The 20,660-nt window shown below is 38.8% G+C and carries 22 protein-coding genes; 5 read left to right on the top strand and 17 right to left on the bottom strand.

What is annotated here, in order from left to right:
- Positions 1 to 5: 5 nt before the first annotated feature.
- Together Q0X89_RS06535 and Q0X89_RS06530 are read right to left on the bottom strand one after the other, a co-directional pair.
- Positions 6 to 2,321 (bottom strand): FdhF/YdeP family oxidoreductase, encoded by a 2,316-nt coding sequence (locus Q0X89_RS06535; protein ID WP_297692344.1) that lies wholly within the window; start codon positions 2,319 to 2,321, stop codon positions 6 to 8.
- A 4-nt stretch (positions 2,322 to 2,325) separates the two neighbouring features.
- Entirely contained in the window at positions 2,326 to 2,694 is a 369-nt protein-coding gene (locus Q0X89_RS06530) for a hypothetical protein (protein WP_297692342.1), read from the bottom strand.
- Positions 2,695 to 2,845: 151 nt separating this feature from the next.
- Between Q0X89_RS06530 and Q0X89_RS06525 the strand changes: the two genes are divergently transcribed.
- From Q0X89_RS06525 to Q0X89_RS06515, 3 genes are all read left to right on the top strand, one after another.
- Positions 2,846 to 3,034 carry a hypothetical protein gene (locus Q0X89_RS06525; RefSeq protein WP_297692340.1) on the top strand — a complete coding sequence of 63 codons (189 nt, stop codon included), beginning with the start codon at positions 2,846 to 2,848 and terminating at the stop codon, positions 3,032 to 3,034.
- A gap of 42 nt (positions 3,035 to 3,076) precedes the next feature.
- Positions 3,077 to 3,214 (top strand): hypothetical protein, encoded by a 138-nt coding sequence (locus Q0X89_RS06520; protein ID WP_297692339.1) that lies wholly within the window; start codon positions 3,077 to 3,079, stop codon positions 3,212 to 3,214.
- Between the two features lie 79 nt (positions 3,215 to 3,293).
- Positions 3,294 to 4,505 (top strand): multidrug effflux MFS transporter, encoded by a 1,212-nt coding sequence (locus tag Q0X89_RS06515; protein WP_297692337.1) that lies wholly within the window; start codon positions 3,294 to 3,296, stop codon positions 4,503 to 4,505.
- Positions 4,506 to 4,640: 135 nt separating this feature from the next.
- Here the strand turns inward: Q0X89_RS06515 and Q0X89_RS06510 are convergent, their stop codons facing one another.
- Positions 4,641 to 7,721, bottom strand: coding sequence for a glycosyl hydrolase (locus Q0X89_RS06510; RefSeq protein WP_297692335.1), 3,081 nt, complete (start codon positions 7,719 to 7,721; stop codon positions 4,641 to 4,643).
- A gap of 289 nt (positions 7,722 to 8,010) precedes the next feature.
- Positions 8,011 to 8,379, bottom strand: coding sequence for a hypothetical protein (locus Q0X89_RS06505; RefSeq protein ID WP_297692333.1), 369 nt, complete (start codon positions 8,377 to 8,379; stop codon positions 8,011 to 8,013).
- A gap of 134 nt (positions 8,380 to 8,513) precedes the next feature.
- Here Q0X89_RS06505 and Q0X89_RS06500 point away from each other — a divergent pair, with 134 nt between their 5' ends.
- The gene (locus Q0X89_RS06500; RefSeq protein ID WP_297692331.1) at positions 8,514 to 9,473 is read left to right on the top strand and encodes a TerC family protein; all 960 of its coding nucleotides are present in this window, start codon (positions 8,514 to 8,516) and stop codon (positions 9,471 to 9,473) included.
- Positions 9,474 to 9,481: 8 nt separating this feature from the next.
- Here Q0X89_RS06500 and Q0X89_RS06495 read toward each other — a convergent pair whose 3' ends face one another.
- Together Q0X89_RS06495 and Q0X89_RS06490 are read right to left on the bottom strand one after the other, a co-directional pair.
- Complete coding sequence (locus Q0X89_RS06495) at positions 9,482 to 9,823, bottom strand: hypothetical protein (RefSeq protein WP_297692329.1); 342 nt, start codon at positions 9,821 to 9,823, stop codon at positions 9,482 to 9,484.
- A gap of 175 nt (positions 9,824 to 9,998) precedes the next feature.
- Positions 9,999 to 10,379, bottom strand: coding sequence for a hypothetical protein (locus Q0X89_RS06490; protein ID WP_297692327.1), 381 nt, complete (start codon positions 10,377 to 10,379; stop codon positions 9,999 to 10,001).
- Positions 10,380 to 10,508: 129 nt separating this feature from the next.
- Between Q0X89_RS06490 and Q0X89_RS06485 the strand changes: the two genes are divergently transcribed.
- Entirely contained in the window at positions 10,509 to 11,015 is a 507-nt protein-coding gene (locus Q0X89_RS06485) for a YceI family protein (protein ID WP_297692325.1), read from the top strand.
- 46 nt (positions 11,016 to 11,061) lie between these two features.
- Here Q0X89_RS06485 and Q0X89_RS06480 read toward each other — a convergent pair whose 3' ends face one another.
- From Q0X89_RS06480 to Q0X89_RS06430, 11 genes are all read right to left on the bottom strand, one after another.
- Entirely contained in the window at positions 11,062 to 11,493 is a 432-nt protein-coding gene (locus tag Q0X89_RS06480; protein WP_297692323.1) for a hypothetical protein, read from the bottom strand.
- Positions 11,494 to 11,495: 2 nt separating this feature from the next.
- On the bottom strand, positions 11,496 to 11,750 hold the full coding sequence (locus Q0X89_RS06475; RefSeq protein WP_297692321.1) for an acyl carrier protein: 255 nt from the start codon (positions 11,748 to 11,750) through the stop codon (positions 11,496 to 11,498).
- A 9-nt stretch (positions 11,751 to 11,759) separates the two neighbouring features.
- Complete coding sequence (locus Q0X89_RS06470; protein ID WP_297692319.1) at positions 11,760 to 13,034, bottom strand: beta-ketoacyl synthase; 1,275 nt, start codon at positions 13,032 to 13,034, stop codon at positions 11,760 to 11,762.
- A complete protein-coding gene (locus tag Q0X89_RS06465) occupies positions 13,024 to 13,479 on the bottom strand; it encodes a hydroxymyristoyl-ACP dehydratase (RefSeq protein ID WP_297692317.1) in 456 nt (151 codons plus the stop codon). Before Q0X89_RS06465 ends, Q0X89_RS06470 begins: the two co-directional genes overlap by 11 nt.
- Positions 13,480 to 13,482: 3 nt before the next feature.
- Positions 13,483 to 14,274, bottom strand: coding sequence for an SDR family oxidoreductase (locus tag Q0X89_RS06460; RefSeq protein WP_297692316.1), 792 nt, complete (start codon positions 14,272 to 14,274; stop codon positions 13,483 to 13,485).
- 19 nt (positions 14,275 to 14,293) lie between these two features.
- On the bottom strand, positions 14,294 to 15,349 hold the full coding sequence (locus tag Q0X89_RS06455) for a type III polyketide synthase (RefSeq protein WP_297692314.1): 1,056 nt from the start codon (positions 15,347 to 15,349) through the stop codon (positions 14,294 to 14,296).
- Positions 15,342 to 16,067, bottom strand: coding sequence for a methyltransferase domain-containing protein (locus tag Q0X89_RS06450; protein ID WP_297692312.1), 726 nt, complete (start codon positions 16,065 to 16,067; stop codon positions 15,342 to 15,344). Before Q0X89_RS06450 ends, Q0X89_RS06455 begins: the two co-directional genes overlap by 8 nt.
- Positions 16,067 to 17,188 carry an NAD(P)/FAD-dependent oxidoreductase gene (locus tag Q0X89_RS06445; protein ID WP_297692310.1) on the bottom strand — a complete coding sequence of 374 codons (1,122 nt, stop codon included), beginning with the start codon at positions 17,186 to 17,188 and terminating at the stop codon, positions 16,067 to 16,069. The genes Q0X89_RS06450 and Q0X89_RS06445 overlap by 1 nt, the downstream gene beginning before the upstream one ends.
- Before the next feature lie 82 nt (positions 17,189 to 17,270).
- The gene (locus Q0X89_RS06440) at positions 17,271 to 17,945 is read right to left on the bottom strand and encodes an OmpA family protein (protein WP_297692308.1); all 675 of its coding nucleotides are present in this window, start codon (positions 17,943 to 17,945) and stop codon (positions 17,271 to 17,273) included.
- Positions 17,946 to 17,968: 23 nt separating this feature from the next.
- The gene (locus tag Q0X89_RS06435; RefSeq protein WP_297692306.1) at positions 17,969 to 18,478 is read right to left on the bottom strand and encodes a lipocalin family protein; all 510 of its coding nucleotides are present in this window, start codon (positions 18,476 to 18,478) and stop codon (positions 17,969 to 17,971) included.
- Between the two features lie 81 nt (positions 18,479 to 18,559).
- The gene (locus Q0X89_RS06430; protein WP_297692303.1) at positions 18,560 to 20,536 is read right to left on the bottom strand and encodes a dehydrogenase E1 component subunit alpha/beta; all 1,977 of its coding nucleotides are present in this window, start codon (positions 20,534 to 20,536) and stop codon (positions 18,560 to 18,562) included.
- Positions 20,537 to 20,660: the final 124 nt, after the last annotated feature.

Genomic DNA, 20,660 nt, shown 5'->3' with positions numbered 1-20,660 from the left:
TGCTCCTATATTAGTTTTTTAAGCGTTTTCGGTTTACAAACCCTCACTCTGATGGATTTACTAATCGGGGTCCGACTTCTATCCGCAAAGTGATTATAAGGTACCAATGCATTAGTCTCCGGAAAATAGGCTGCCAAATTACCCCTTGGAATTTTATAAGGCAAAACCTTAAAATTGTAAGCTGTTCTGGTCTTGGCATCGTACGTACTGTTCAGATTTACAATCTCCATTTTCTCCAAACCATTTTCTACCATATCATCCGGATTCATAAACACTATCCTTCTTTCATTATATACCCCCCGGTATCTGTCGTCCATACCATATATGGTGGTATTAAACTGGTCGTGAGACCGAATAGTCATAAGCATAAATTCATCAGCTTTCAAGGTATGTTCCGGCAGTTTGTTTATTGTTATTCTGGCTTTACCATTGGGTAACTTGCTAAAATCCCGTTCTCTAACATTATTTGGTAGATAGTAACCCACTCCATTAGCTCTTGATTCAGTATTTTCAAAGCCTTTTGCCACCTTATCTATCATTTCCCTGATCTTACTGTAGTCAGTTCCCAAATGCTTCCAATCCACCGCATGATCTCCCTTAAAATAATTATCCGCGAGACTTGCAATTAGTTCCGGTTCACTTTTCAAATGGTCAGATGCAGCTTTTAAGACTCCTTTTGATCTGCGCACTCGTCCCATGCTGTTTTCTACGGTTACAAAGCGATTATTACCCTGTTCCTTTTCAGAACGTCCGTAAGTGGGCAAAATCAATGCTGTTTTACCGGTAACAAGGTGACTTCGGTTTAATTTGGTGCTCACCTGCACCGTAAGTTCACACTTTTGCAAAGCTTCAGCCGTATAATCGGTATCTGATGCTGCCATTAAAAAATTTCCCCCAAGGGCTATAAATATTTTACCTTTTCCTTCATGCATTGCCTGCATTGCTCCTACTACATCTAGACCGGCTTCGGCAGGTGGTGTAAATCCCAAATGAGTTTCAATACGCTTATTAAAACTCTTGTCCACATAATGCATAATGCCTACACTCCTGTCTCCCTGGACGTTACTATGGCCTCTTACCGGACATGTACCACTAAAAGGCTTGCCAATAGCTCCCTTTAGCAATAAAAGATTTACATATTCTCTGATGGTTTCTACCCCATTCTTGTGCTGGGTTAGTCCCATAGCCCAACAAACTATTATTTTCTGTTTCTCAGCTAATATTTTTACAGCGGCATCCACTTTTTCCATGGGCACACCGCATAATTTTAATAGTTCTTTCGCAGAATAAGATTCCAAATCTTTTAATAAGGCCTCTGCTCCTATTGTATATTCCTCAATAAAGTCAGTATCAAAGATATTACCCTCTAACTCGTCCAGTGCAGCCAGTTTTTTTAGGATTAGCTTTATCAAGGGGATATCCTGATTTATTTTTACCGGGAGGTGAAGGTCTGTTATCTGTTCTCCTGAACCCAATAAACCTTTTAAACGTTGGGGATTTTTAAAATTCATCAGTCCAGATTCTTCAAGAGGGTTGATACTAATAATATAACCGCCGTTTTCCTTGCATTTCTCTAAAGCCGAAAGCATCCGGGGATGATTTGTTCCGGGGTTTTGTCCGGCTACAATGATCACTTCCGCTCTATATAGATCTTCGAGTTTTACAGAACCTTTTCCTATTCCAAGAGTTTCTGAAAGTGCTACACCACTGGATTCATGACACATATTGGAACAATCGGGTAAATTATTTGTTCCAAAGGCCCTGGCAAACAAACCATATAAAAATGCCGCTTCATTGCTTGAACGTCCGGATGTATAGAAAATAGCTTCGTTAGGGCTTTCTAGATTATGAAGGTTATCTGCAATAAGTGTAAAGGCCTCTTTCCATAAAATAGGTTCATAATGTATTCTCCCTTGCCTTAAAACCATAGGTTCCGTTAACCTACCCAGGGAGTTTAGTTCATAATCGGTTTTTAGTGACAATTCTTCTACGGAAAATCTTGCAAAGAACTCTGCTCCAATAGTTGAGTTTGTAGCCTCATCGGCCAAAGCCTTAGCACCGTTTTCACAGTACTCCCCTAGTCTGGATGGCTTTTCCGGATCTGGCCATGCACAACTGGGACAATCAAAACCATCTTTCTGATTCATATGCACCAAAGTAGTCATAGCTCTAAAAACCCCCATTTCTTTGAAGCTGTGTTTCATTGCGGCAGTAATCCCTTCTTTCCCTGCAGCAAAGGGTTTAGGATCAGTTATTTTGAGATCTGAAAATGCATCCGGTCCTCTAACACAAACATTTCTTTTAGAATTGTTTTCCTTCATCTGATTAAAGTAATGCTTTAGGGTTTGGGTAGTTGTCGGACTGATCCTCCTGACGCTCATCCAGGCAGGTAAAATCTTTTTCTAACAGGAGTGACAAACCGCCATTGTCTTTAATATCGATAGTTTCACTAAATCCTACCCGTTCTGTGAGATGCCAATTACTACCCAGCGATTGAGGTAGGTTTAATGTAATGGTATTGTCCCTGAATTGTGCATCAAGTTTTTCTGAATTAGCCACTAATCGAACCGCATAGGTAAAAACATCGGTATTAAATTTTGTTTGATTCTCTATATACCCTTTGGCACAAAGGGTATTTACTTCTGTACGGGTAAGCCTGAAACGTACTGAATTTCCTAAAATCCTAATCTTCATCCTGCTGTAACTTATTGCTTTCTAAATGTACGACTTATTCAGATTTCTTCTTCTTTCAGCGCCCATCTTTATGCTTAAATAACGAAACTGACATATATCATAGGTGATCCTAATTAGGCAGTGGAATTTTGTTGTCTAAAATGATAAAATTATGTCCACGAAAAACATTACCCACACAAACCAGGCTTCTAATGCAGTATACGGATTGGGATTATTAGGCGCTGCTGTATATTACATTCAAATGGCCACTAGCTTTTGGGCCGGGGTGATAGGATTTATTAAAGCTCTTTTATGGCCGGCATTTATTGTCTACGAAGTATTGAAACATCTTGAATTATAAATGCGAATTTTCGTATCTTCTTCAATACAAATTTGAAGCCATATGAAAAACTTAGTCAGAGCAATACTTGCGGCCATTGGCGCCAAAAAAATAGGAGGCGGAAAATGTGGCTGCTTTGGAACCATTTTTGTATTTATAATACTCTATTGGCTGCTGGGTTATGTTTTTGAGCTATTCTAAAAAAACTTCCCAAACATTTCTTCATCAGATCCTTCTAATTAGCTAAGTTTCTTTCTTTGGTTTGATGTACTTTTGCCGGATGGTAAAAAAAGTGCAATCCCAGTTAGAATTTGTCGCCCTTATGGCAGCTCTTATGTCCATTGCTGCTTTGGCATTGGATGCGCTATTGCCTGCACTGGATATTATTGGAAATGCAGTAGGTGTTACTAACCCGGCACATAATCAATTGCTCATTTTACTTTTCTTTTTGGGTCTGGGAACCGGCCCGCTTTTGTTCGGACCAATTTCAGATAGTTTGGGTCGGAAACCTGTAGTTTTTATGGGATTTGGACTCTTTATTTTTGCCAGCCTCATATGTGTTTATGCCAACAGTCTGGAGATAATGATTACGGGTCGTGTCTTACAGGGTTTTGCCCTTTCTGCTCCGAGAACCATTAGCATAGCGATGATTCGTGATAAGTACAGTGGGAATTATATGGCCAGGATAATGTCTTTTGTGACTGTTGTCTTTATTCTCGTACCCATAATTGCTCCGGCTTTGGGAAAATGGATCCTGGATTTCTACGGTTGGAAGGCCATTTTTCATGTCCAGGTAGTATTTGGAATTCTGGTCGCTGTCTGGTTCTGGAAAAGACAACCGGAAACGCTTGTTCCCCGCAAAAGAACTTCATTTCGTGGCAGTGTCTTTGTTAGTGGTTACAAGGAATTACTTAATTACCGGCAAACAATGTTATTTACTATCATCTGGGGTTTTATTACAGGTTCCTTTTTGGTTTACCTGAGTACTTCGCAGCAGATTTTCCAGGAGCAATACGCCCTGAAGGAAGCTTTCCCTTATATTTTCGCTGCCCTTGCAATAACTATTGGCACCGCTACCCTGCTTAATGGAACACTGGTTTTGCGATATGGCATGTTGAGATTGGTAACTGTTTCTATGGCATCCTATGTGCTAATATCCCTACTCTATATTGTACTATTTGCTGGTAAAAGTAACCCTCCTTTTGGAGTACTACTCCTCTTTTTCGCATTGCAGTTCTTCGCTCTTGGATTTCTTTTTGGGAACCTTCGCTCCATTGCCATGGAGCCTGTGGGCCATATTGCAGGTATAGGGGCTGCCATAACCGGTTTTATTGCTACTATAATGGGTGTAGCTATAAGCGCTTATATCGGTAAATTTGTTATAGACAGTGTACTTCCCATGTTTATTGGTTTTTTGGTCTGTGGGTTGATCTCATTTATGGTTTTAGCCTATTTTTTTCTTTCCAAAAAGGGCGTCCAAAGTCCGTTTTAGGCATACAACCACTTTTCAAATGCCCTTGATTTACTAAAATATTCCAATTAAAAAAGTCTTGCTCTGACTTTTGATATATATAAAAAAACCCGCGAATTGAAAAAACTCGCGGGTCTGCTTTATAGGTTATTATTTTTAATTTTGAATCAATCCCTGACCCTCTATCCATGGCGCTCCTGCTGCTTTTAACTCAGCTTCAAGTGACGGTAATTGTGATTTTACAAACCCGTTGAGTTCTGTTTTTATACCTTGCAACATAGTCTGGGCAGCTCCAAAGGCGGCTTTATGATTAGCCGTTGGTCCGTAAGTACTGCTTGTCAGGGCACGACGGCCAATAGTATTTCCGGAATTTGGACTTGGTTCATTCCTTTCTCCTATTTCATTCTTAGCAGGATTTCCATTTACTTTGGAATCCATCTCCTGTAGCATCGTTCTGGCCGCATGTAACTTTTGAACCAGATCGGCAGAAGGAGATGTCGCTTTTTCTAAAGCACGCTGCATTGCGGCTACTTTTAAGGAACTTTCTTTTAAAACTGCGCCAGTTGCCTTCAAATCTTGTTTAAAAGCATGATAGGCCACTCTAAAAGCGTCTATCTCTTCATAAGAAGCGCCTTTTAATGCTCCTTCAGACAGAGGAACCACTCTAAAACTTTTAGGGCCTCCCACTTGCTCCAACTGGCCATCTACCAGCTTGGATAAGGCAACCGAATAATCTCCGGGAGTAACCATAACAGCATCACTATAATAATCATCCGTTTCTTTTGGTGGCTCAAGATCTTCTCCTCCTCTATCCGCAACATCAAGGGCCCAGTTTACACGGTTGAATCCCTTTTTATTGGTTCCTTCCACTACATTAACAACCTGTCCTTTGCTGTCTTTAACTGTAAGCAAGAACTTAGGCTGTTGTTGTACTTTCTCATCCTCCAAGGCATCCCAGCCCGGAAATGGGACTGAAGCTTTTCCTTTTTCGGCCAACTTTCGTGCAGACTTTAGCGAGGAGAGCGAATCCTTCAGATAATATGTAAAAATTGCTCCGAATTCAGGGTTTTTAGCCGCGTACTGATTGCTTCCCTGAGCATAGCGTGCAGATTTGGGTACGTACCAATAAGCTGGTTTCACATCAAAAAGAGTCGCTTCTGCATTCCTCACAGCAGCGTTAAAATCCCGTAAGGGTGTAATATCATCAAGAATATAAAAACCTCTCCCAAAAGAAGCTGCTACCAAATCGTTCTCCCTTCTTTGAATGGTAATATCACGTATTGCAATTGTTGGCATGCCTCCTTTTAGCTGACTCCAGTTGCCACCTCCGTTAGCGGTAAAATAAACGCCATTTTCTGTTGCGGCAAAAAGCAGGTCCTTGTTAACATGATCCTGTACCAAACGCCACGTCAGTAAACGATTCGGAAAATTTCCATTCATTAAACTCCAGGTCCGGCCTTTATCCGTGCTTCTCAATAAATAAGGCTTATAATCCCCGTATTTATGATTATCCAGAGCTGCATAAACAATATTTACATCAAAAAGGTCTGCACGTACATCGTTTACAAATGGCGTGGAAGGCACCCCTTTTATACTGCCTAATTCTACTTTTCGCCAATTAGCACCTCCATCTTCTGAGACCTGTATGATTCCGTCATCAGTTCCGGCATAAAGCAAGCCTTCCTGTTTTGGAGATTCAGCCAAAGAAGTAATAGTGTTGTAATTAGACATGGCATTTACATCCCAGGCATTGTCCCAGCTTTGCTTTGCACCCATGATAGGGAGGGCCAAACGTTCCTGATTTCTGGTAAGATCCTTAGAAATTGCCTGCCATTCATCTCCTCTGTTCTCAGATTTCCAGACACGTTGGGAAGCAAAATAAAGTCTTGTGGGTTTGTGCGGACTTACCAAAATAGGTGCATCCCAGTTAAAGCGTTCAGCAGGTTCACCTGCCGAAGGTTGAGGCTGAATAAACACCGTTTCTCCGGTAGTTTGGTCTACACGCCATAGGACGCCTTGCTGAAACTCTCCGTAAGTAATATCCGGATTCCCGGGTTCAGTTGCAGATTGATGACCATCAGCCCCTAGGGTAATCCACCAGTCTGAATTTAATATCCCCGCTTCATTTCGGGTTCTGGAAGGACCCCCATGTGACCCATTGTCCTGGGTTCCCCCATAGATATTGTAAAATGGTTCACTATCATCTACTGCTACTTTGTAATATTGTGTTACCGGAAGGTTAGCGATAAATTTCCAGGTTTTGGTATGGTCAAAACTTTCATATAAACCGCCATCTGTTCCAAAAAGTACATAATTGGGGTCAGAAGCTTTAAAAGCCATAGCATGGCTATCTACATGTTTCCCTTTTTCGTTCATGTTCACGAATGTTTTTCCGTGATCTTCAGATATTTTTACATAATTATTCATCAGGTATAATCTGCCTTCTTTGTGCGGAGAAGCATATAATTCCTGATAATAATGCGGGCCGGTACCTCCAGAAACTGTATTGGATTCCTTGGTCCAGGACTGGCCTCCATTAGTAGAAACAAAGATACCCCCTGTAAGTCGCTCTAATTCAATGGCTGCGTAGATCATATCAGGATTAAATGGATTCATGGCCAGGCCAATTTTGCCCAGTTTTACTTTTGGAATTCCCGTACTTAGTTTTTCCCAGGTTTCGCCGCCATCGGTACTTTTATGAATTCCAGAGCCAGGACCTCCTCCCATGTAGGCTGCCACTGTTCTGTGCCTGTCCCATGTAGCAGCATAAAGTACATCGGGATTTCGTGGATCAATAAGTAGGTCTGTAGCACCTGTCCATACTTCATTTCCCAAAGTTCTATTCCAGCTTGCACCTCCATCAATTGACTTGTATACCCCTCGTTCTCCACCTTTGCTCCAAAGCGGTCCTTGCACTGCCACCCAAAGGATACTTGAATTTTCAGGATGAATCAGAATTTTGGAAATATGTTCGGATTCCTTTAGACCCATATTTTTCCATGTCTTGCCGTCGTCTTTACTTAAGTATATGCCATCGCCATAACCAACATGACGACCACCTACATTTTCACCCGACCCTACCCAAATTGTACTTGGAGTATTGGGATCGATAGTTACGCAGCCTATCGAATATGTAGTTTCCTTATCAAAAATAGGGCTCCATGTAGTGCCTGAATTGACCGTTTTCGGTCTTCTTTTGTTTCCTGAGCCTGGATATTTAAAACTAATCCCAGGCAAAAAATAAATGCAAAGGCATAATAACTACGAATCTTCATAAATGTAAAAATTTTGGAAGTTCGAATGTAATGAAAAATTAAAGAAAATTTAGTTATTGACTAATGAAAATACCACCTTGAAGACCATAAAAAAGTAGATTGATAAATTGCTATGCAAATGAATAATTATAAGATATTTATAAAAAATGATCTCTTTTTTTAAATAAAGTAAAACTACATATTAGAAATTATAATATATTATATATTAAGTAGTTATATTTTAATAGAATGACCAAATAAATTCTATATAGCTAATAATTTATCGGTTGCAATGTCTTTTTCATTTTCTTATATTCCCTGAATTGCTTTGGGTCCAATATAGTGCCCATATGTGCCGTTTCCTGTTTTGACAAATTCATAAGGCTCATTTTCTTTTGCTCAGTTGAAAGCTCACTGTTTCTAATTGAATTTTCTTTATCTATTACTTCAACTATCTTCTCATATACTTCAGATGCCTGCTCTATGGTCATCCCTACTTCTGCCTGGTAAGCCTGTACCAATTTAGCAGCTTGCTTTTCCACTTCATTTTTTGGTACAAATTGCGCACTTGCCGAATGAATAAACACCAGGGTAAGGATAATAGGTAAGCACTTAGGTAAATTTTTAAACAAGTCTTTCATAATAGTTATTTTGTTTCCCAAGTTAAGAATTATAGTTAACTGATTAATATGGGATGTTAATATTTTATATAAACCAATTACCATTCCAAAATTATAAAAACGATTCTTATATTAGCGAGCTAATTTCCATTTGCATGATAATCTGGGGTGCCTTTATCTTCCTTGTTCTTATTTTTCTCGCACTTGATCTGGGTGTATTCAATAAGAAAGATCATGTTATAAAATCTAAAGAGGCCAGTATCTGGACAAGCATTTGGTTTACTGTAGCCATGAGTTTTAGCGTAGTTATCTACTGGCTTTTCTCAAATGGTATTATTGATAATCCAACTAATTTGGCCCCGGGAGATGCAGTTTTAAAATATATAACTGGGTATTTAATCGAGCTTTCCCTGAGTATAGATAATGTATTTGTTATAGCTGTTATTTTTTCGGCTTTTGGTATCCCCCCTATTTATCAGCACCGTGTATTATTTTGGGGAATATTAGGGGCAATTGTTTTCAGGGCTTTTATGATCCTGTTTGGAGTAGCGTTGGTTAACGAGTTTGAATGGATAATATATGCCTTTGGTGCCTTTCTTCTGTATACGGCATTTAAGATGTTAAAGACCGGAAATTCAGATTTTAACCCCAATGAATCTTTTGTGTTCAAACAGATCAAGAAAATTTATCCGATCACTACTGTTATCAGGGGGCATAATTTTTTTATAAAGAAAATGGGATTAACGGTTGCAACACCATTATTTGTTGCGCTTGTTGTGATTGAAATTACGGATGTAATGTTTGCTTTGGACAGTATTCCTGCCATTCTCGCAATAACCGCAGATCCTTTTATTGTTTTTAGTTCCAATATCCTTGCAATATTAGGATTGCGATCAATGTATTTTCTGGTTTCAAGGATGTTGACAAAGTTTCGATTTATTCATTATAGCCTTGTTGTAATATTGGCGTTTGTTGGGTTCAAAATGATTTTTTCTCACTACATCCATATCCGCGAATGGATCTCTCTATCGGTAATTGTTGTTTCACTATTAAGTGGAGTTATAGCATCCTTATTAATTCCTCAAAAGGAAGAAGAAGTTACTGAAGACATCTAAATTGGCTCCTAGCAATGCAATTTGGCCATGCCAATATATTCCAGCACCTTTAACTCCAAAGCGTTATATTTTTCCAGCTGTTCTCTGATGCGGTCTTTGGCATCCTCAAAGAACAACGTATGATTCTTCAAGGCCGTAATGATCTCCAGGTTAGAACTTTTTAAATTCCCCAAACCATTTTTTAATGATTCCATTTTCTCGTATAAACTGCGCGTTTTTGGCTCACAGACATACGACTTTAATTTTTCTTCCAGTGATAGCAGGCTTCGGTTGTTACGTTCCAGACGCAATAAGGCATTATTTCTGCTGGAATATCTGGGAACGCCTGAAATGGGTCCTGTTGCAGTCATAATATTGTAATTTTGGGGGTAATCGTTTTACTAATGGTGCCTTTAAGGTACGAAATTTTCTACAAAAAAAGAACGCCACAAAATCAGATAACGTAATTTTAACTATTTAATAAAATCCTTAACTATTTTGGTACTACAGGAGTCTTTTAACTACTATGGATTACTTGTATTAAACTCAGTGAGTTAATTCCTCGAATTCAAGGTCGGCTATTACCTTATTCCATTCATCAGAAAAAGGAGATCGATAAAGCTCCTTAAGCAATCTGCGCCTTTTCCGGTCTGAGATATTTAAAGTATCAATAATCTCCAGGCGCTTTTCTATGGTAGCAATACGCTCTAGTTTTAGTTTCATCCTCTCTTCTGGAGTAATTACAAGATCAGAATCAAACCTTTCCAGGACTGTCCTCTTTTTGACCACAATTTCTTCCTTAGTGTTAATTCGGGTCTCGTCCTGACCATACCCTATAGCGATAATAGCGAAAAGAAAAACCGCCAGCCTGCATTTTCTTAAATGTATTTTATTAATGAAACTCATTGCCTGTGCTCTCTTTTGCAAAGTACTGATTTTTAATTAAATACAATAGGGAATATCACTGGTTTACAGACTTAAAAACGATATAATTTGACACTTTATCGTTTCGCAGTTTTAATTACCTTTGATTACAGGCAACAAATAAGATATCCTATGAAATTCTTTACCAAATTCCTGCTCTTCTTTTTAGTATCAATTCAACTCTTGAATGCACAGCAAAACATTTCTTCAGCCCGAATTGAATTTGTTTTTGTATCCAAAGACGTAGATGGTACTGTTGAAGGATTTCAGTCTTCGTCTGAAATTATCCCGGAAGATCTTACAAGTTCAAAATTCGAAGGTTCTGTTGCCGTGGGCACAATAAAAACGGGTAATTTCTTACGCGACTGGAACTTGAAAAGTGGTAGATATTTTGATGAAGAAACCTACCCGGTAATTACTTTTAAAAGCTCAGAAGTTAGTGTAATTGAGGACGGTCTTAAAGTTATTGGAACCATTACAATTAAGGGAATATCCAAAAAACTAACATGGTTTTTTGAGCGAGATGGCAATACGCTAAGAGGAGCTGCTACTCTTTTTAGTTCTGATTTTAATATCAATATTAAAAAAGGTCGGGAAGATAATAAAGTAGAAATAAATCTGATACTGGAACTTGGTTGACCCCCTCAATTTTTAGACACACCAAACCAAAATAATATCGGGTGAACTATGCTCTAGTTTTAAAAATCAATTCATAAATTTTACCTACGCCCCAATTACCAAGGGGGAAATATAGGGCAAAGAAAAGCGCCATTCCGAGCGTGAAATTTCGAATTCCTATTAGTTCATCCAGAATATTTCCGGGAAAAGCATAGGATGTTTTAAAGAAATATCCTCCAAATTCCAATAGCCCCATGGCTACAAGTCCATATGCATATTGAGCATGAAAAGGGAGTTTTCGCAATAACAGAGAAATTGGCACCATATATAAAATATAGACGCTGATTACCTGCCACCAGAAAGTAAACCTCGCAATTTGGACCTCAGTGCCTAACCAGTTCATTAGCATTCCCCAGGCAAAATAAATGATGCAATAGGTAAGTATAAGCCTGGGATCTACCCTTAATTTGTCCAGGGCCCAGGAATAAAACGATTTCATGATTATTTAGAACTTCGTTTTTTATTAATAATGACCATGGCATCATTCACTGTTTGCATTTGATCCATATCATCATTTTCAAGGGTAATTTCAAAAGTATCTTCAACATCAAGGACAATGTCTACCAGGTTGGCAGAATTGATATTGAGTTCATTTATGAAATGACTATCCGGTGATATATCATCTACAGATACATCCTCCGGTAAATAAGGCTGAACTATACCTTTTAATTGTTGATAATAATTTTCTTCTTTCATATTTTTTATCTAAGCCTTAAAGTCTCTAAAAATAACACATGCATTTACATCTCCAAAACCAAAACTTGCTTTTGCAATTGTATTGGGTCTGAAATTTAAGGTTTTCAAAGGAATACGTGATTTATCTACCAGTTTTTCTATTTCGGGATGCAAATCTTCAATATTAACATTTCCAAAAATTTGCTCTTCTTTAAATTGCAACACTGCCCCTACGCATTCCATACTGCCCGCGGCAGCGAGGCCATGACCCATAATCCCTTTAAAAGAATTAATATACGGGAAATCCAGGCCGGATCGCTGTAATGCAATGCTCCAGTTACGTACTTCAACAGGATCTTTTCCAGTAGCAGTTAAATGACCATTTATTGCTTCAATATCTTTACTTTCTATATCTGAATTTTTTAATGCCATTTTAATACATCGCTGGACAGATATACTATTCGGAGCCGTCATACTGCCACCCCCTCTTTGACCTCCGCTATTGACGGCGCCGCCTAAAACTTCGGCGTATATTTTTGCGCCTCTTTGTTTTGCACTAGTCAATGATTCTAGTACCAAGGCCCCTGCCCCACTCCCTGGAACAAATCCGGAAGCCGAAGCGCTTAAAGGCCTGCTCGCTGCTGTAGGAGTTTCATTATACTTTCTCGGGAGTATGCGCATGGCATCAAAACCTCCCCAGACATATGGGCCACTGTCACTGCAACTTCCGGTTAAGATGCGTTTTGCTTTTCCTGATCTTATCCGGTCATAAGCCATTATTACACCTTCCGTACCTGTAGTGCACGCAGAGGAATTGGTTGTTACCTGGTTACCAGAACCGAGTATTCCCCCCAAATAAGCACTTATCCCGCTTGCCATGGTTTGAATTACCGATGTACTTCCTAATCTCCTAGTATTTCCCGCATCTACAAGATGAATTGATTCACGGAATTTATCAACCCCCAGAATTCCTGTTCCAAAAATGATCCCACTATCCCAATCTGGCTCATCTTTCTGCGCTTTGGTTAAACCGGCATCTGTCCAGGCATCTGTACCCGCAATGACTCCATAAACCAATCCACTTGCATTTAAACCTCTTAGCTGAAGTGATGTAAAGTATTTGTTTATATATCCGGCTTCAATATTGGGTACACCAGCAACTTGACAACCAAATTTAAGGTCTTTTAATTTTTGCTGAAAACTTATTCCGCTAATACCGTCCTTGAGACTATTAGTAAAATCTTCAAGTGTTACGCCATTTGGAGCACAAATACCCAAACCTGTCACTACCACTCTATCTTCCATTGGGAGAGTTTTTTATCATTCCGGCTAATTCACCCTTACAAACTAATTCCTTAGAAGCATTATACATCTTTACCTTACACTTTAGTTTATTGAATCTGAAGTAAAGTTTTTCCGAGCTTACAAATACAGTCTCTCCAGGGTATACCGGGAGGTAAAACTCCATTTCAGAACTACTAAAGGCAACAGCTATATTATCAAAGTTGGTGTCTTTTTGTTCCGAAAGCAAAATAATACCCAGGCAAACCAATCCAATTTGAGCACAGCATTCTGTAAGTATAACTCCAGGGGTCACTGGTAGCTCTTTAAAATGTCCTTGGTAAAATTCAAGATCTTCGCTAAAACAGAAACTGCCGTTGACACCATTCCTATCTATTTTTGATAGGTCATCCACAAACAAAAACGGTTTTGAATATGGCAGCTTTTCTATGATCTTTTTAAAATCCATAATCTAATTTAAACTTTCGCCACCATCCACCTTAATTACAGTTCCATTAATCCATTTAGCTTCTTCCGTGCATAACAAATAGACCACATCAGCCACATCTTCCGGTGTAGTAAGGCGAGCGCCCGGATTTTTTAACTTTGCCTGCTTTATAAGACTTTCACTGCCGGGAATACGTCTCAAGGATTCGGTATCAGTGACACCCGCCTGTATACAATTGGATTTTATACCAAGCTTGGCAAATTCCATAGCCATATTTCTGGAAATAGCTTCAAGGGCTGCTTTAGCGGCCGCAACGGCACCATAGTTAGATATTGCTTTTGAAGAACCCTCACTTGTAAATGCAATAATACGCGAATCTTCTGCAAATAAAGTTGCTTTAATTAATGCCTGTACCCAGTCATAGAGACTTATCGCCATTGCGTTAATTGTAATCTGGAAATCCTGGCTGCTTAGTTCATTATCACTCGAAGAATACATTGGTTTAAGGTTACCCTTTGCAATACTATGCACCAAGACCTTGATCTTGTGACCATCAGGAATAAAATCCCTTATTTTCTGTATTAAATCATCTCTATTGCTTTTTTGAATGGCATCCTGGTTATAACTCTTAAACTGTACACCGGCATTACTAATTTCTTTAAAGTCATTTGCTATATCTTGCATATCAATACTACGATCACGATGAACAACAAGGATATGATACCCATTTCTTGCAAGCTTTTTAGCAGAAGCAAGGCCAAGACCTTTACTACCACCCAAAACTAGTGCCCAATTATTTGCTTTAACTATGTCCACTTTATTAATTTTTATAGTCCTACCACTCCATCAAAACGCGTTGAGCTGAAAATCCGGGACCAAAACTCAAGATCATTCCTTGCTCACCTTTTCCAATATCTTTCGACATAAATCGTTCCAGTACATAGAGCACCGTAGCACTACTCATATTTCCGTATAAACGCAATGTTTCGCGCGTATCATCAATGTTTTTTCCCAGCTTTCCGAACAATTCTTCAACGGTCTGTACAATCTTCTTTCCACCGGGATGAAAGACTAAGTGATCTACGTGCTCAATAGAAGTCCCGTTCTTTTCTAAAAAAGGATGCACTATTTTCGGAAAATGTTCTGCAATGGTTTCCGGAACAGAGGGATCAAGAATCATTTTAAGCCCAGTGTTGGTAAGGTCAAATCCCATCATATGGGTAGCATTTCTAAAATGATACATCTCTTCGGCCACAATTTTTGGTCCATTGGCCTCTTTTTCCGAACTGAGTAAAACACAAGCTGCGCCATCGCCAAATATAGCGGCACTAACCATATTTGCCATAGAGAAATCTGTAAGCTGGAATGTTGCTGTAGGGCTTTCCACGGCTATTACAGCAGCGCGTTTCCCGGGATTTGCCCTTAAAAAGTTGGCAGCATATATAAGTCCCGAAACACCGGCTGCACATCCCATTTCCGTCACCGGTAACCTTACAATATCCTGCCTTAACTCAAGATCATTAACAATATATGCATCTAACGAAGGAATCATGATACCCGTGCAGCTTACGGTAATTATATAATCAAGGGAATCCGGATTCCATCCGCTATTACCTAAAGCTTTTTTGAGTACGGAAGTCCCTAATTTTTTCACTTCTCTTACATAAATATCGTTTTTAGCTTCAAGACTGGTAGCAGTAAACACATCTTCTATTCCCATAATGCCATAACGTTTATCCACGGCAGCACCCTCAAATATTTTTAACACTTTTCTTCTGAACCTATCTTCCTGTCCACTAAGCCATAGCTCAACAAAAGGTAAAATATCTTTAGTTTCTCTACAAAAAGGCGGCAATGCTTTAGCCACTGTTGCTATACGTACATTATTCATATGATTGTCTTAGTCGTGCTGTCTCCATCACCCATACATATCTAAAAGCCCATTTCCAATTAATTGTGTGAGCTGAATGTGATAAATCTTTTGAAAAAGTAATCAAGTCTTTTTTCTTAAATCCACTTTTAATTGAGATAAGACCATCATGTTTCGCAATTTTTGTTTTTATAAAAATAGCACTAAACCCTTTAAAAAGATAATATGCAAGTGCACTTCTTTGTAAGTCATTGATAATGACACCAATTTTGGCCAAGTTTGTGAATTGAGATAAGAATATTGGAATTTGTTCATTGCTAAAATGATGCATTGTGAGTGTGCACAGCAGAATATCACATTTAAAATTCAGCGGTTTCAAGGCTAAAATATCCTGTCTTAAGAATGTAATCTCAGGAAAATCAACTGATAATTCCCGCGCAATAGCCAATGCGTTTTCATTAAGGTCAAGGCCTATTAGCACAATTTCAATCTCCGAATTCCTAAAATAACTCGCAAGTTCCCTAAGCATTTCCCCGTCACCGCAGCCTATGTCCACAATAGTATATTGCTTCCTGGGGAATTCCTTTATGAGCTTGCAAACATTATTAATCGTTATTCTATTGCCTCCTAAAAGCCGATTACTTTTATTAATGTCATTAAAAACCAATCGCAGCGTATCAATTGCTACATTTGGATCATCCATTAATTCAGATTCCGTATTTCTATATCGTAAATCCATTATAGGGATATTGGTTTTCCATGAGTTCTTTTGATAAGCGATCTTATTAGTCCAGGTGATTTTGCAATAGTTCCCATAAGCATGTTTGATGCTCCTTCATTTAATAATAAGGACTGTAAGACCCTACCGGTTTGCAATCTTCGTCTGAATGTATTTTGCCATTCTTTGTTGTAATCAGATTCCATTTGAGCTCTGGTGTAATCTGAATTTTTAAAAAAAGTGTCAATTCGCTCCGATGCAAGTTTAGCACTATGAATAGCCATTGCCATACCGTTACCGCAAAGCGGATGAATTAAACCTGCCGTGTCACCACACATCAGCATATGTTTTTCTATTGCCTGTTTGCGTTCAAAAGATACTTGTGCGATGCTCATAGGTTCGTCGAAAAGTGGTTTTGCATTCCTAAGAAAGTGATTTAGAAATTTATTCCCGGCAACAACCTTCGAATTAAATTTCTCAATATTTTTTTCAGTTTGAAAACTTTTATAGGAGGCCAGATAGCAAAAGTTTACAGCCCCGGACTCAATTTTAGATAAGCCGCCGTACCCACCTTCAAAATTATGCAATGCCACCAGGTTATCCGGGAATTCCTGCAAGTCATAGTGTGCCTTTACCCCTATCCATGGTGCCTTTTTGTTTATGAAATTTCGATCCAGCTGTTTATCTAACCCTGATCGTTTTCCATAAGCCCCTATTGTCACTATAGCTGAGTATCTATTTTCATTTTCTGTATCTACATAAAATACGTCATTTAAAAAGGTTACATTTTTTACTGACTCAAATTTAACAGAGACTCCTAATGAAATTACTCTTTTGTAAAGGGAATTATCAAAAGCATATCTGCTTATTCCAAACCCTCCTAAAGGCAATTTTGTTTGAAGTAATTTTCCCTGTTTTGTAGAGAGTTGAAGCGTATCTATGGCAACTGTTTTGGGAAGTGTTACATTCAGGCTTTCAAGGTAAGGTACTATTTCGTTAGACACATATTCACCGCATACTTTATGGTGTGGATAGGGATAGCGTTCCAGAAGAAGCAAATTATATCCTTCCCTGGCCAAATGAATTGCGGAAGTGAGTCCAGCTAACCCACCACCTATTATGATCACATCGTATTTTTCCACTGATTGAAGATAGTTGTTTTTGTAAAAAAACCCGACTCAAAAGTCGGGTTTACAAAAAATTTTAATCCTTAAATAATCTTAATTAATTGGCCTGAGCCTTTGCATCTTCAATCATTTGTTTATTGGCAGACACTCCTATTTCTACCCTTCTGTTCTTAGCCTGTCCTTCTTTGGTAGCATTGTCAAATCTGGGTGAAGCTTCACCAAAACCTTCAACAGTCATTCTGCTTTTAGCCACGCCGGCATTGGCTATATATTTAGCAACAGCATCAGCCCGCCTTTTTGATAACTTTAAATTATACTCATCGTTGCCTACACTATCAGTATATCCCTGTATCATTAAATTCGTGTCCGGAAATTCATTAAATATTTCTGCGACCTTATCCAGGTTGGATTTGGCCTCTGCCGTTAAGTCAGAACTGTCAAACGCAAAGTTGACGCCACTTTTGTCGTCAAAAATTATATGGATCCCTTCTCCTACACGTTTTACATCCGCCCCTGGAATTTCATTTTCAATTTTCTGTGCCTGCTTGTCCATATTATTTCCAATGAGACCCCCGGCAACTCCACCTATGGCAGCACCGATCAATGCACCACCAATATTTCCGCCAATAAGGCCGCCAACCACAGCACCACCTGCTCCGCCAATAGCAGCCCCTCTTTGTGTTTTATTAGAGTTTTTTATGGCGTTACAACTGCTGTTTAGCGTAAGGAACATCATCCCAACCAATAGGAAACTTGTAAATTTTCTTGTCATCTGAATACTATTTTGAATTTATTTTAAAGCGTTACATCTTTAGAAACCTTTTCTAAATTGAGGACTACATCAAAAGGTTTTCCTTTATAATCAACCTCTACTCTGAATTCCACCTTAGATTCACTTAAGCTTTCTATACTCATTCGGTAGCCACTTTTATCACCACTAAGTGGTTTATTTTTGGTGTCCACCAATTTGAACTGTAGTTCTGTACTCCCGTCTCCTGGTTCATAGAAAGACCAAAGAATGCGGTGTGTACCTTCCTGGCATCTTTCAGACCCGTTAATGGAGAACCTACCCGTTCCATTGTTTGGAATAAACATCCATTCACCGCCTTTATAACAAGGCGAATCGGCAATACCAAATAAATCTGCTTTATAAAGCCCTTCTTCTCCAACAAAACGAATATTGGTCAGAGACCAGGTTCCTTTAAGTGTTTTTTTCTTCATTTGAGAAGATTGGGAAGTAGCTGTATTCGTTGCAGAACAAGCAACTAAAAGTATTGCCAGGATTAAAAAAACTGTATTTTTCATAAAAGATTATTTGTAATTATTTTAGAAGTAACTAAAGTAAAAATTTTATTGATTCAGGTTCTTTAAATCAGGGGTATATTTTTAATATTCCATCAACTCAATTAAAGAGGTCAGAAACCTTTCTTTGGGTAAATAATTATTTTCCAATGATTTGGCAAATGGAACCGGAGTTTCCATACTCGCGACCCGTTTCACCGGAGCATCCAGAAATTCAAAACACTCCTCCATCACAAGTGCAGATATATCACTGGCAATCCCTCCAAACATACTGTCTTCCTGTAGAATAATTAATTTCCCTGTCTTTTTAACAGATTCATAAATTGCCTGAGTGTCTAAAGGCTGGAGTGTGCGCAAATCTAAAAGATCTGCTCGTATTTCTGGATGTTGCTCCAAACATTCAAGAGCCCAGTGAACACCAGCACCGTAGGTGACTATTGAAACTTCATCACCTTCTTTCAACAGGCTGGCTTTTCCAAATGGTAAGGTGTAATAAGAAGTGGGAACCTCCTGGTAAACACTGCGATAAAGCGCTTTATGTTCAAAAAACATTACCGGGTTGGGATCATTAATCGCTGTTGCCAAAAGACCTTTTGCGTCATAAGGGAAAGCAGGATACACTACTTTTAGTCCCGGAGTTTTTGTGAACCACGCTTCATTGGTCTGGGAATGAAACGGTCCGGCACCCACTCCTGCACCACAAGGCATTCTAATTACCACATCTGCATTTTCATTCCACCGATAGTGGACTTTAGCAAGGTAATTGATTATTGGATTAAAACCTGAACTGACAAAATCGCCAAATTGCATTTCCATTACGGATTTTATTCCATTGATAGAAAGCCCCATGGCTGCAGATACAATTGCCGATTCACATATAGGTGTATTTCTTACCCTTTCTGCCCCAAAAGCTTCAACAAAACCTTCCGTTATTTTAAAGACACCCCCATAATCGGCAATATCCTGACCCAATATCACCAAGTCCTCATGCTTTTCCATTGATTGTTTTAAACTTTCCGAAATTGCATCAACCAGGCGAATATTATGTACTTCTATATTTGGTTTAACATCTTGATATTTATACTCTTTATAAACATCATTTAATTCTTTACTTTCACTAAATTGCACCTCTCCTTCCGCAAAAGCCAGCTTAAGATTATCATCTATTTCGTGAATGATTTCCTTTTTATATTCAACTTCCTTTTCCTCAGAAAGAATCCCCTGAGCGTGTAAATACTCAACATAATTTTCTAAAGGATCCAGCGCCGCCCATTCCTCCAATAGTCTTTTAGGAACATATTTGGTGCCACTAGCCTCTTCATGTCCGCGCATTCTAAATGTTTTGAATTCCAATAAGACCGGTCTTGGCTCTTTTCGGATACTTTCACATAATTCATTGACTTTACTGTAAACTTCAAGGATATTATTTCCGTTTATGATATGGGCTTCCATTCCATAACCTTTACCTTTATCTGCAATATGTTCACATTTAAACTGCTCGGATATTGGTGTAGAAAGTCCGTATCCATTGTTTTCAACACAAAATAGTACGGGTAAATCCCACACCGCAGCCACATTGAGCGCTTCATGGAAGTCGCCTTCGCTGGTAGCACCTTCACCTGTAAATACAGCGGTTACTTTCTGTCTTTTCTTTAGAAGATCTGCCAAAGCAATACCATCTGCCACACCCAGTTGAGGCCCCAGATGGGAAATCATGCCCACAATCTTATACTCCTGAGTTCCAAAATGAAAACTTCGATCGCGGCCATTTGTAAATCCACTGGACTTACCCTGCCATTGGGTAAATAATCGAAATAAAGGTATGCCCCGTGTTGTAAAAACTCCTAGGTTTCTGTGCATTGGAAGAATATATTCATCTTCATTCAAAGCAGTGGCAACACCTACTGCAATAGCTTCCTGACCTATACCACTAAACCATTTAGATATCTTTCCCTGACGTAAGAGAATTAGCATCTTTTCTTCGATCATTCTTGGCTTTAACATAGCCCTGTAGAGCTCCAGTTGCTTTTCGTTACTTATCCCTTTGCTTGAATATTGCATATTTCAACAAATAGTTTGTGCTTGTGATACGGGTATAAATGTAACAAAATTGACCTCAATAAAACAGTAGAAATCCATGCATGTTTGCACTTAATATTTATTAACTTTGAAAGCATATTAAAAC

Source organism: uncultured Eudoraea sp. (assembly GCF_947258525.1).
Lineage (GTDB): Bacteria > Bacteroidota > Bacteroidia > Flavobacteriales > Flavobacteriaceae > Eudoraea.
This window is presented reverse-complemented; position numbering and strand designations above follow the sequence as displayed.

Coding starts and splice junctions, on each gene's coding strand:
- Q0X89_RS06535 (WP_297692344.1), bottom strand. CDS start 2,321: ATGAAGGAAAACAATTCTAAAAGAAATGTTTGTGTTAGAGGACCGGAT.
- Q0X89_RS06530 (WP_297692342.1), bottom strand. CDS start 2,694: ATGAAGATTAGGATTTTAGGAAATTCAGTACGTTTCAGGCTTACCCGT.
- Q0X89_RS06525 (WP_297692340.1), top strand. CDS start 2,846: ATGTCCACGAAAAACATTACCCACACAAACCAGGCTTCTAATGCAGTA.
- Q0X89_RS06520 (WP_297692339.1), top strand. CDS start 3,077: ATGAAAAACTTAGTCAGAGCAATACTTGCGGCCATTGGCGCCAAAAAA.
- Q0X89_RS06515 (WP_297692337.1), top strand. CDS start 3,294: ATGGTAAAAAAAGTGCAATCCCAGTTAGAATTTGTCGCCCTTATGGCA.
- Q0X89_RS06505 (WP_297692333.1), bottom strand. CDS start 8,379: ATGAAAGACTTGTTTAAAAATTTACCTAAGTGCTTACCTATTATCCTT.
- Q0X89_RS06500 (WP_297692331.1), top strand. CDS start 8,514: ATGATAATCTGGGGTGCCTTTATCTTCCTTGTTCTTATTTTTCTCGCA.
- Q0X89_RS06495 (WP_297692329.1), bottom strand. CDS start 9,823: ATGACTGCAACAGGACCCATTTCAGGCGTTCCCAGATATTCCAGCAGA.
- Q0X89_RS06485 (WP_297692325.1), top strand. CDS start 10,509: ATGAAATTCTTTACCAAATTCCTGCTCTTCTTTTTAGTATCAATTCAA.
- Q0X89_RS06480 (WP_297692323.1), bottom strand. CDS start 11,493: ATGAAATCGTTTTATTCCTGGGCCCTGGACAAATTAAGGGTAGATCCC.
- Q0X89_RS06475 (WP_297692321.1), bottom strand. CDS start 11,750: ATGAAAGAAGAAAATTATTATCAACAATTAAAAGGTATAGTTCAGCCT.
- Q0X89_RS06470 (WP_297692319.1), bottom strand. CDS start 13,034: ATGGAAGATAGAGTGGTAGTGACAGGTTTGGGTATTTGTGCTCCAAAT.
- Q0X89_RS06465 (WP_297692317.1), bottom strand. CDS start 13,479: ATGGATTTTAAAAAGATCATAGAAAAGCTGCCATATTCAAAACCGTTT.
- Q0X89_RS06455 (WP_297692314.1), bottom strand. CDS start 15,349: ATGAATAATGTACGTATAGCAACAGTGGCTAAAGCATTGCCGCCTTTT.
- Q0X89_RS06450 (WP_297692312.1), bottom strand. CDS start 16,067: ATGGATTTACGATATAGAAATACGGAATCTGAATTAATGGATGATCCA.
- Q0X89_RS06440 (WP_297692308.1), bottom strand. CDS start 17,945: ATGACAAGAAAATTTACAAGTTTCCTATTGGTTGGGATGATGTTCCTT.
- Q0X89_RS06435 (WP_297692306.1), bottom strand. CDS start 18,478: ATGAAAAATACAGTTTTTTTAATCCTGGCAATACTTTTAGTTGCTTGT.
- Q0X89_RS06430 (WP_297692303.1), bottom strand. CDS start 20,536: ATGCAATATTCAAGCAAAGGGATAAGTAACGAAAAGCAACTGGAGCTC.